Consider the following 10,832-nt stretch of genomic DNA (forward strand, 5'->3'; position numbering starts at 1 on the left):
GTCAAACTCTCATTTTATCATGAAATATATTCGACTACTTCTACTCTGTATTGGTTGTATCAGCTACTCGCTTCATGCTCAAACCATTACGAGAGTAGAATATTACGTTGATACCGACCCTGGCTTTGGATTGGCTACTACCGTACCAATCACCGAAGCTGCTACCATCACCGACTTGGGTTTTCAAGTACCGATGACCAATCTGAGCGATGGGCTTCATAAACTGCATATTCGGGCAAAAGATTCTAATGGGCGTTGGTCACAGGTAGAATCTCATCCTTTTTTGAGGGTAACGCTACTGCCGCAAGTTCAGCCTGTTGTACCGAAAGTTGTACAAATCGAATATTTTTTAGATACTGACCCTGGCTACGGGCTGGCTACGCAGGTAACGATAAGTGCAGCAGAAACTATCAATTCACTCACAATTCCTGTCTCGATGGCAAATGTTGCGGAAGGTTTGCATACGTTTTTTGTGAGAGCTAAAGACGAAAACGGACGTTGGACTATGGTTTCAAACCATCCATTTTTAAGAGTTTCGGGGTCAGTTCCGCCTGCTATTCCTGTACCAAACTTGGCACAAGTGGAATATTTTATAGATACCGACCCTGGGTTTGGGCTGGCCACTTCGATACCGATTTCTTCAACAACAAACACAACCCTGAATGCAACTGTAAGTCTGAGCGGATTAGCTTTGGGGCAACATTATATGCACATTCGGGCGAAAGACATGAACGGTCGTTGGAGTCAAGTGAATAGTTATACTTTTATAGTTAGCAACCAAGCGTTGGCTTTTGGTTCGGTGCCGCCAACTTGGTGTTTAGCTCAAACTTTTGCGATTCCTGTGCAGGTTTATGGCAATTTTAATGCTGGTAATATTTTCCATGCTGACCTTTATACCGAAAGCGGGCAATTGGTCGGTCGTTTGGGAAGTTTATCATCCAGTACTTCGGGAAACATTACCGCAACGATACCCGCTGGTACGGCTTTAGGTTCGTATAAAATCAGACTTATTTCTACCAGCCCGACACTTGATGCTTACCCCGAAATTCCACTCGTTGTATCGGCCAACTGTCCGCCGCCTTGTCCGCAAGATGTTGTTTTGCCGATTAGTGGAAACGATTTTGTCAGCGGTACTACGGCTATTAAAAGTAACGCAACGACAGGGAGTATAACGGCATCAAACAAAATCTTGAACAATGCAACAATGGCCACTTACGAAGCAGGAAGATACATTCTTTTAGCCCCTGGCTTTGAAGCTGGCAGAGGAACAATCTTTATCGCCCAAAAAGGCGGATGCGAATAAAAACAATTAATCAAACCATTTAAAATCAATACTTTATGAAAACCATCCATTACATTTTTCTTTTCGTGAGTTTGTCATTTTTTGCACAGGCTCAGACAATTCGTAGAGTAAATGCAACACCCGGTGTTACTGGTGTAAACATTTACACAACTGCCCAAGCCGCCCACGATGCCTCGGTAGCTGGCGATATTATTTATCTTGAACCTGTTAATACTGATAATACAGACTACGGTAGCTTAACTATTAATCGTCGAATTACACTTATTGGAACAGGTTATGACCCAACATTGGTCACGGGCTCAAGTTTTGATAAACGAACAGTTTCTATTCAGAATATTAATATGAATCAAGGCAGTGCTGGAAGTAGAATAACTGGTTTAAACATAACAAGTACAATTACTATTAGTGATGCTAATTGTATTATCGAGCGATGTAAGATACATACTATCTACTTAGGAAAACAAACTATTGAAGGTGTAACAACGGTTGCAAACAATACAATAATCCGTAATAACTTTGCAACTTATATAAGTGGTTTAGGAAATGATTCTGGGGCTGGAGCAACAACAAATAATAGTATTATTACCAATAATATTATTAATAATACGATTGGTGGTCTTGTGTCAGCTACTATAACCAGAAATACTTTTTATGCTAATCAATCAACACAATATATATTTAATGATGTAGATGGAAGTAGCATCACTGCAAATATTTTTGATGCCCGAGACCCAGGTAGTTTTTTTGCCACCTTGGGAACAACTTGTCAAGGAACAACTTTATCCAATAACTTATGCACCAGACATGCAGGCTTACCAGCTAATAATGGCAATGTAAACTCGGTTAGCTCAAGTACAGTTTTTAAAGTAACCAACCCTTGGTCAGTAAATCCTTTTCTTGAAAGTAATTTAGAACTTTCACCTACTTCACCTGCACTTACGGTTGGGCCAAGTAGCACACCTATTGGAGCATTTTCGGGTACTACTCCTTTTGTGCCATCGGGTTTAACCAATATTCCTTTTATTACTGATTTTTCAATCAATGGCATTGGCAATGTAAATAGTCCTTTGCAAATTAATGTAAAAGCGAGAAGCAATAATTAAGTATTTTTCGAGCCGCTTGAGGTTTTTCAAGCGGCTCAATTATTTCATAACTTCACCTTACTCTGATACACCTCCACTTCTCTCGGAGAAATATCAGTCAGTACATAAAGCGGTTGGTTGGTTATTTTCATTTCGTCCAGTACATCAACTGTGTTTTTGTAAACAGATTCATCAGTTGGGCGAATGATTACCGTAAAATTGTCTTTTTCGATAGCACTATTTCGTTTTTCAAGAATTAGTTTGCTTAATGTTGTGCCATAAGCTGTTTCGGATAAAAGACTCGTATTCAAATCTTTGGGACCTTTTTGGTGATAAAAAATTCGATTGTCTTTACCCAAAATGAGCGTTAGCGTATTTTGGTATTTAATCGGTGGACGTGGGTCATTAGAGTTATCAGGCATATTCAATTTCATCATAAAATTTGATGAAAAAGTTGTGGTAAATACAAAAAACGTAATGAGCAGAAAACCCAAATCTACCATTGGGGTCATATCTACTCGTGGTTGGCGGGTGTTGGTGGTGAGTTCGGCCATTGTTGTAAAAGTTTAAGTTGAATACTTGTTAATTATTTAGATAAATATCTAAATATTATTTTAAATTTCCAAGAAAATTATAAAATAAAAAACGTCGGCATCGCTTGAAGCGATGCCGACGTTAAAATCTTTATTAATAACTATTACTTTCTCTCAATCGAAAGAATTTTAAATTCGGTTCGGCGGTTGCGTTGGTGCTCGGCTTCGGTGCATTGTACGCCATCACCACAACTATTTACAGGTTCGGACTCTCCTTTTCCTACGCCTCGCATTCTGGCACGAGCTACGCCTTTATCAACTAAGAAATCTACTACTTCGTTGGCTCTTCGCTGCGATAAACTTAGGTTATCGAGAGCATTGCCACGGGTATCGGTGTGCGAACGAATCTCGATAATCATATTAGGGTTTTTCTGCATCGTTCGTACGAGTTTTTCGAGTTCTCGGGCAGCATCTTTCCGTATTTTATAACTTTCGGAGTCGTAGTAAATATTATCCAATTTCACTACGTCACCCACTTTATAGAGCTTTGTATCGAATAACGAGCCTACGCTTGGTGCGGGAGTTTTCTTACGAAAAATATTAATAATACTGCGTTTTTCTCCAACTTTTGCTACTAATTCTGATGATTTACCAAAATTTTCTTTAAAAGACTCTAAGATATAATCACAATTTAGTTCACGTTTAAACTCATACGAACCATCTGAGCCAGTTATCATTTCTTGGGCAATGCCAGTGCATTGGTTGATAAACTTGATTTTCACGCCAGCAATGGGCGTACTGTCTTTTCCTGCCGTTACGATACCTCTGAAAATTGTCGAAACTGGATTTCCGTTTCGGCGTGCTACCAAAATATCATTTTCGGTTTGAGCTTTGATTTCAGCAGGTTTATTTTTTTTGTTCTTATCTACAACTACTATTTCTTTTCTCAGATAAATATCCAATTTTGAAGATTCGTAATCTGAAGCGTCTTTGTTTGAAAAACTAACGGTTTCGGCTTGAAATCCATTTTGTTTTACAATGAAATTAAAATCATTATCGGCTTCAAGACAGAGTTTTATTGTACCGAGACTACTCGTAATAGCACTTTCTCGGCTCGTGGCGTTTCCTTTGATTTCGTATTCAAACCTGATTCGGTCGAAAGGTTTTTTGGTTTCATTATCATAGATATTTACTACTAATTCTCGACAACCGTAAAGCGTACCGAGGCGAGTAAATTTATAAATATCATCATCCACACCGCCACGTTTGCGGTTGCTACTCAGAAAACCAGTTTGACGTTCGCTGTCGGTAATGATTCCGAAATCGTCTTTATTGGAGTTGAGCGGAGCTCCTATATTACGCACTTTACCACTCGGCATACCCGTTGCGGTATTCATCGGAATAAAGAAAATATCTAAATCGCCCAGCCCTGGGTGAAAATCTGAGGAGAAATAGAGGTTTCCTCGTTCGTCAATAAACGGAAACATTTCATTTCCACGAGTATTGACCGCTCCACCCAAATTCTGTGGTTTTGTCCATTCTCCGTTATTGTATCGTGTCATCCAAATATCAGTGCCTCCATAACCACCAGGCATATCTGACACAAAATACATGATTTTATCATCAATCGTTAGGGTTGGGTGTCCGCACGAATAATCATTACTATTGAACGGAATTTCTTTGATTTTTCGCCAATCATTGTCCTCAAATTCAGCTGAATAAAGTTTTAACCGATTAATAGTTGCGTTTTTTTTCTGCCCGAAAATCCCTCCCCCGCCGATTTGGCTATTTCGGGTAAAAATGATTTTTGAGCCATCATGAAAAAATGCACAAGGCCCTTCATGATACTTTGAATTTAGATTTTTGCTAAACTTTTCGGTCGGAATCGTTGGATTTTCTTCGTAATCTAAATCTTTACTTCCTGTGATATATTCATTACCTTTTCGGCCAACAGTTTTTGCATCGTTGGGAGTAGGCGGAGTATAATAATCAGTACCGAGTTTTTTTGATGGTGGGGCGGTCTTTTGAATGGGCGTTTGCGTACTCGAACCAATGGCCGATGCACCACTACTTTCGTTGCCGATTGCTTTTAGGTCTTCGAGATAAAATAAGTCGAGAAACGAAGAGGCATCCCAATTAAAAACTCTACGGATTCCCGAATTAGCACTTCTCCCCGAAACGAATACTAAGCCTTTTTTATAATAAACAGGACTAAAATCAGCACTACTCGAATTGATTCCTACGTATTCGATTCTATAACTTCCTGCGTTTCGTTCCAAGGCTTCTCGATTACTGTTAAGCTTGATAAATTCTACACCACGCTTATCTTGCTCTTGTAATTCGTTGAATTTTTGCCAATATTGATTGGCTTCGGGAAATTTTCCGTTGCTCGTTAGCACCTGTGCAAAATGGCGATACGCTTTAATATCATCGCCTTTCAGGATTGGATTTGCACTAAGAGTTTCACGATAAATACGCTCAGAGTTAGTATAGTCTTTTACGAGTTTATAGGAAAGAGCCAAATTAAGTTTAGCTTTTACGATTTCTTCTTCAGTAGCACCTTTTGGTTTCTTCAGGGCAGTCTCATATAGCTCTATCGCTTTTGCATAGCCCAGTGTCTCGAATTGTGTATTGGCTTTTTGAAAAACCTTCGATGTATTTTGGGCAAATAATGCAAAAGTCGTAGTTGTGAGATATATTATAAATATGAGTCTCCTTAATGACATCGCAAAAAAATGGTGCTTCTTGTTTAAATAACGAACGATTGACAAAAATCATGCCTTTAGGCATTTTATAAAGTTTATAACTGACGATTTATGATTCATAAATATGATATTTAACTTATAATCAATACTTTAAACTGAATGAAAAATTATAGTACTTATTTATCCATGAAACGAATAGTGTACTATTGGGGTCTGTTTCAATAAGTAATATTACTTAAAAAAAGTGCCACTTTCATTACGTTTTTTAAACGTTTTGAGAAGTGGCACTTAGTAGTTAAATATGATTTAGATTCTTATCTCGCAAGAGTTAGGTAACTCACTTTATGAACTCTTTGTCCATCAAGTTCGTAATCGAGTGCGAAATAGTAAGTACCATCTGGCACACCTTCGGTTCCGAATCTTACACCTTGGTTTGATTTACCATCCCATCCTTTACTTGACAAGATACCATCTTTGTCTTTGAAGACTACGTGACCCCATCTGTTGTAGATGTCACACGCTATCATCTTAGCACCCGCTGGTAATTCAATGATAAAGGTATCGTTTTTGCCATCACCGTTTGGCGAGAACGCTTCTGGGATGACGAGTTCACCATCACCAATTGGCAATACTAATCTTGTAGGCGTTGATTCGTTAATCTTAATTTCAGTACCTGCATTCGAGATGTCAGTTACGACTTTACCATTACCGATTGCCTTAGCATAAGCGTTGTTGTTGAATGGTCCAGTGATTCCGTTGTGGAATACTTTCACAGTAAAGAATAATGAATCTAATTGACCAACTTCCAATTTGCTGGTTGAGTCAGCGATTAAGAGGTTTACATCATCTTTACCATCGAAGCTTGGATTCAACTTCAATGTACTATTGCTTCTAACGGTCGAACCTAATACTTTGTAAGTAACGCTATCGGCGAATGTTTTGCTCAAGCTATCAGCTACTTGTACGTTTGTCAACTTAGCATTGCCGAAGTTTTTCACAAGGGCTAAATAAGTTACGCTGTAACAAGTTGCATCAATCTTAGCTGAGTCGGCTACTGATAATGCGATACCAATTGCTGGGCGGTCTGGCGAAATATCTAACTTAAACTGAATTGGTGTTGGGTCATCGTTGTTAGTTGGGTCGCCATCGCCATCAGGGTCAGAGTTTGCACCGTCAGTTGATATGTCAGTCTTACCGTTGGCAGTCACTTCGGCAACGTTAAAGAAGTCAGTGATTGTTGCATTTTTCAAGTCAACTTTTACTGTAAATCTCATTGCGAGTTTCTGACCTTTCTTGATGCTGCTCAACGAGTCAATCAACATATTGGTATTCAATCCACGACCTGTGTATTTTGGATTTACTACCAAGCCTGAGTCTGCTACAATTTTGATTGTATCGTTCAGAATCTTAGCACCACTACCAAATGCACGGTCAAGGTCGTCTTTCACTTGTAGTTTACTTACATCAGTTCCACCGAGGTTGGTTACATAAATTACGAACGGTACGTTGTAAATCATGTCGCTTACCAATACTGCTGGGTCACATACTTTACTCAAACCTATTAGTTGTCCAGATGCTGGGTCGTTGATTATTGCTTCGCTTAAATTATTAGATAAAACATTATCTGTTTCTTTTATCTTCGATAACTCTGCTTTGTTTACAATTTTACCTGCCGCTGTTACTTTCGTGTTGTAAGTAAATACTGTACTATCACCTCTTACTAATGAATCAAGTTTGAGAGTTACGATTCCGTTGGCAAATGTTGCATTGCTGGTTACACTTTCAAACGTTAGTCCACTTGGCAAGATGTCACGTACTTCTATGCCCGTTGCTTTTACCTGTCCGTTGTTCTTAACAGTCACTTTATAAGTAACGATTTCATTTACTGGAACAATCGAAGCAGAGGCTACTTTCTTCACTGCAATATCTACTACTGGGATACTTGGGTCTATACCGCCACCTTCACAAGTTGTGAGGGTTACTTTCACCGCTACACCATCGCCATAGCAACCTACTGCACTACGCTCAAATACATAGTATGTACCTGCTGTTACCACTCCTGGGTTTGTTACCAAAGGAGAGTTTGGTGAACTTGTGGTATGGAATTCAAATTGTCCTCCTACTGTGGTTGGCTCGCTTAGAATTGCCGTGTTGAGGTCTGCTGTATTGAATGGACATACATTCTTGATTTCAGCAATCACTTTCGGTGCTTCTACTTTCTTACCAACTGTTATTACGACTGCATTTGAGCTATCACTTACACATTTACCACCAATTGATTTACAGATTGCGGTGTATGTAGTTTTCTCTACGATTGGAGAAACAGTAAGTACACCACCTGTTGAACCATTAGACCAAACTACGATTCCTGTACAACCTGAAGCTGTGAGGGTAGCTGTTCCACCATAACAAATTACATTGTTTTTACAAGAGACAAATGGTTTGTTAGGACTACCCACTGCAATACCAATATGCTCTGAACTTGGGCTTTCACACTCTCCAACCTTACAAATTGCTGAGTATTTAGTTGTGCCATCTGGAATTATGATGATTGACTCACCTGTCGAACCATTTGACCACACTATCGTTCCTTCGCATCCATAAGCTTTGATTGTTGCAGATTCACCACTACATACTAAGTCGGTGCTACAAGCAAGGGTTGGTGTTGAGACTGTTCCGACTTTCACTTGAACTGCATTTGATAATGGACTTGAGCAAGTGCTTGATACATTACAAACGGCGGTGTAAGTTGATGTTGCTGTTGGTTTTACCGTTATCGAGCTTCCTGTCTGACCAGTTGACCAGACTATTGTTCCTGTTGAACAACCTGTTGCAGTCAAAGTGATATTCTCTGGTTTACAAATAGTCGTTTTCGATGCAGCAATTACTGGAGCAGTCACTGTACATCCCGTTCCACAATTGGCAGTAATAGTGATTGCATTTGATGGTTTACTTTCACTGCAATCATCACTACAAGTTGCGGTATAAGTGCCAGCAGTACTCACTGTTATTGTCTGAGTAGTTGCTCCGTTACTCCATTTGATATTGCCCGAACAACCAGTGGCTGTTAATTTTGCGGTTTCGCTACCACACACATTAGTTTTATCAGTTGCAATTACCGGTGGTAATGGCTGATTTACTTTTGTTATGGTGATAGATTTTGAAGCATCACTCGTACCACAAGCATTTGTACAGATTGCAGTATAAGTTCCTGTTTCATTCACGATTAAAACACTGCCTGTTGCACCTGTATTCCAAGTGATTGTGCCACTACAAATTGAACTTGTCAGTGTCGCAGAGTTTGCATCACAACAGATTGTTCTGTTAGTAGTGATAATTGGTGCAGATGGTTTTCCACCACTTGTTATCGTAATTACGGCCGCATTATCGCTTGTTCCACAGACATTATTACAAGTTGCTGTATAAGTTCCTGCTGTTGATACCGATAGTGTCGTACTTGTTGCTCCTGTGCTCCAAGTAATTGTGCCAGAACATGCTGTTGCTGTTAATAAAGCGGTTTCTGTTCCACAAAGACTTGTTCTATCAGCAGTCAAAATTGGTGCAGTTGGCTTAGCACCTGTTGTAATCACTATTGCATTTGACACTGGACTTGTACCGCATTCATTTTTACAAGTTGCTGTATAAGTTCCTACGGTTGTTACAGATAATGCACTTCCTGTTGCACCTGTACTCCATGTTACGGTTGCGGTACAGTTAGATGCCGTAAGAGTAGCAGCTTCAGTTCCACACAAGCTTGTTTTATTAGTTACTACCGTTGGTGCTGTTGGTACTGTACATCCACATTCAGCTTTTGCTTTAATCACGATTGATGTAGAAGCGGCACTTGTTCCACAAGTATTTGTACAAACTGCTGTGTAAGTTCCTATTGTTGAAACTGTCAAGCTACTTCCTGTTACTCCTGTACTCCAAGTTACAGTTCCCGAACAACCCGTTGCTGTTAATACTGCTGAATCCGTTGTACAAATTTCTGTTTTGTTTGTTATCACATTCGGTGCAGATGGACTTCCACCAGTAGTAATTATTATTTTATCAGAAGCAAGACTTGTTCCACAATCATTTTTACATATTGCAGAATACGTTCCCGCAGTTGACACAGATAATGTAGTACTGCCTGTTGTTCCTGAGTTCCAAGTTACAATTCCAGAGCAACCAGTTGCTGTTAAAATTGCAGTATCTGTTCCACAAAGATTTGTTTTATCGGCAGTTACTTTCGGTGCTGTTGGTGTTCCACCATTCGAGATATTTACGATATTAGAAACTCCACTTGTACCACAACCATTTACGCAAGTTGCTGAATAAGTACCTGAACTCACTTGAATTGTTGTTCCAGTTGCACCTGTACTCCAAGTAATTGTTCCTGTACATCCCATTGCCATCAAGTTTGCTTTTTCTGTTCCACAAACACTCATCTTATCAGAAGAAATGATTGGTGCTGCAGGAGAGTTTCCTTGACGAATCACTACGCCTTGACTTGGTGAACTTTCACCACAGATGTTAGAACAAATAGCGGTGTATGTTCCTGATGCATTCACAGCGAGTGTTGAGCCTGTTGCACCTGTACTCCAAGTTACAAGACCGATACATCCATTTGCTACTAAGCTTGCTTTTTCTGTTCCACAAACACTTGTAGTGTTTGCTGATACAGCTGGTGCTACTGGTAAAGCTGTTTTCTTGATTATAAGAACATTGCTGTTTCCACTTTCGCCACAAACATTACTACAAGTTGCTGTATATGTTCCTGCTGTGCTTACCGTAATTGTGCTGGTAGTTACTCCGTTACTCCACTTAACAGTTCCGTTACAGCCAGATGCCGTTAATGTAGCTGTTTCTGTTCCACAAAGTTCTACTTTATTCGCACTGATAATTGGCGATACTGGAGCTGAACCTGTTGTAATAACAATTTGATTCGATGCCCCACTCTCACCACAGCCAACACCTGTACATTTAGCTGTATATGTACCTGCGATATTTACTGAAATACTTGTTCCTGTTACAGCATTGCTCCAAACAATTGCACCTGTACAACCTGTCGCTGTCAACGTCGCCGTTTCTGCATTACACAAGCTGTTTTTATTGCTGCTGATTACTGGAGCTGCTGGGCTACTGCCTGTCGTGATAACCACTACATTGCTCACTCCACTTTCACCACAACTGTTGATACATGTCGCTGTATAACTTCCTGCTGTGC

Annotated in this window: 5 protein-coding genes; 2 read left to right on the forward strand and 3 right to left on the reverse strand. The window is 39.7% G+C overall.

The annotated features are described in order from the left end of the window. Positions 1 to 19 precede the first annotated feature (19 nt). Positions 20 to 1,303, forward strand: a complete 1,284-nt coding sequence (locus tag ABR854_RS24055; RefSeq protein WP_350268408.1) for a 3-coathanger stack domain-containing protein — start codon at positions 20 to 22, stop codon at positions 1,301 to 1,303. Between the two features lie 35 nt (positions 1,304 to 1,338). Next, on the forward strand, positions 1,339 to 2,406 hold the full coding sequence (locus ABR854_RS24060) for a right-handed parallel beta-helix repeat-containing protein (protein ID WP_350268409.1): 1,068 nt from the start codon (positions 1,339 to 1,341) through the stop codon (positions 2,404 to 2,406). Positions 2,407 to 2,450: 44 nt separating this feature from the next. Here the strand turns inward: ABR854_RS24060 and ABR854_RS24065 are convergent, their stop codons facing one another. The 3 genes from ABR854_RS24065 to ABR854_RS24075 form a co-directional block, all read right to left on the reverse strand. Then, complete coding sequence (locus ABR854_RS24065; protein WP_350268410.1) at positions 2,451 to 2,939, reverse strand: ExbD/TolR family protein; 489 nt, start codon at positions 2,937 to 2,939, stop codon at positions 2,451 to 2,453. Between the two features lie 143 nt (positions 2,940 to 3,082). Further along, a complete protein-coding gene (locus ABR854_RS24070; protein WP_350268411.1) occupies positions 3,083 to 5,644 on the reverse strand; it encodes an OmpA family protein in 2,562 nt (853 codons plus the stop codon). Positions 5,645 to 5,937: 293 nt separating this feature from the next. Beyond that, the coding region (locus ABR854_RS24075; RefSeq protein ID WP_350268412.1) for a T9SS type B sorting domain-containing protein at positions 5,938 to 10,832 on the reverse strand (4,895 nt) is incomplete at its 5' end.

It is taken from the genome of Emticicia sp. W12TSBA100-4 (assembly GCF_040253585.1).
Classification (GTDB): Bacteria; Bacteroidota; Bacteroidia; order Cytophagales; family Spirosomataceae; genus Emticicia.